The 1,347-nt window shown below is 69.0% G+C and carries 1 protein-coding gene; it reads right to left on the bottom strand.

All coding sequences use genetic code 11. The annotated features are described in order from the left end of the window. Nucleotides 1-21: 21 nt before the first annotated feature. A partial coding sequence (locus tag AC097L_RS24580; RefSeq protein ID WP_479589339.1) for a cytochrome P450 occupies nt 22-1,347 on the bottom strand: 1,326 nt, incomplete at its 5' end.

Raw genomic sequence — 1,347 nt, 5'->3', positions numbered from 1 at the left:
CGCAGCCCGGCCTGTGAGCGTTCAGCACACAGTGCCGACGGCATATAAATTCTCCTGGCGGAACTTTTTGCGGCTGCGCAGGTGCAAAGGCATGCCTCCGACGGGACGCAAGATCACGTTCAGCCGGGGTTGTACCGGGGCCACGGTGGCTGGGGACAGGCTGAAGCGCTGTAGCACCATGGCGGCCACCAGCACCATCTCGGTCATGGCAAACAGGCTGCCGATGCAGACCCGGGGGCCGGTGCCAAACGGCAGGTAGCTGCCGCGCACCTGGGTCGCCTGGCCCGCCTCGGAAAACCGCTCCGGGTCGAAGCGCTCGGGGTTGGGGAACCAGCGGGCATCGCGGTGCAGCACCCAGGGCGTGACGCGCACCAGGGCCCCTTGGGGCAGCTGCCAGGGACCGATCTGTACCGGCTCCAGTGCGCGGCGGGCAATCAGCGCAGCGGCGGGCGGGTACAGGCGCATGGTTTCCTTCAGCGTTTGCGCCAGGTAGGGCAGGGCGGGCAGGTCCCCGTATTGGGGCGGGCGCTGGCCCAGTACGTGGTCCACTTCGCGTTGCGCGCGCCGGGCGCAGTCGGGGTGTTGGGCCATGGCGTGGCCCCACCAGGTCAGCGCGGCGGAGGTGGTTTCGTGCCCGGCCAGAAAGATGGTCATGCACTGGTCGCGTATTTCGGTATCGCTTAACGCGCCCTGGTCGCCCTGCTCGTCGCGGGCGGCCAGCAGCATGCCCAGCAGGTCCTCCTGCGCGGGGTGGCCTGCCGAAGCCCGGTGGATTGCCTGGCGGCGCTGGTCAACGTGCCTGCGCACCAGCGCATCCAGCCTTTGCTTGGCCTGGCGCACCGGCCATTTGTGCGGCAGCCAGTCGGGCAGGCTGGCGGGCCAGAACATGGCCTGCATGCCGTCGCGGCTGATGGTTTGCACGTCGCGTGCGGCGGCCAGGGCCTCGGCCTGCCCATCGGGCCCCACCGCGTGGCCGTACAGCGTGCGCAGCACCACGTCCATGGTCAGTTGCGTCATCAGTGGCTCGAAATCCAGGCTTTGCGCGGGCACCTTGGGCAGGGCATCCAGCGCCTCGCCAGCGGCGGCCACCATCCACCGGGCATAGGCGGCCATGCGCCGGGGGCCAAAGCCGGGCTGCCGCATGCGGCGCTGGCGCTGCCAGACAGCGCCCTCGGTGACCAGCACGCTGTGTCCGTGCACTTCGGCAAATACGTCCGTGGCGCGTTCCCAACGGATGAAGCTGCGGGCTTTGTCCACCAGTACCTCGCGCACCCACTCGGGGTGGAAGAATTCGAAGCTGTGCCTGGAGACGATGTGCGCATACACGGCATCGCCATGGGCGGCATG

It is taken from the genome of Rhodoferax sp. RT5P35 (assembly GCF_056521385.1).
The sequence above is the reverse complement of the archived record's forward strand: the minus strand, read 5'-3'. Positions and strand labels throughout refer to the sequence as shown.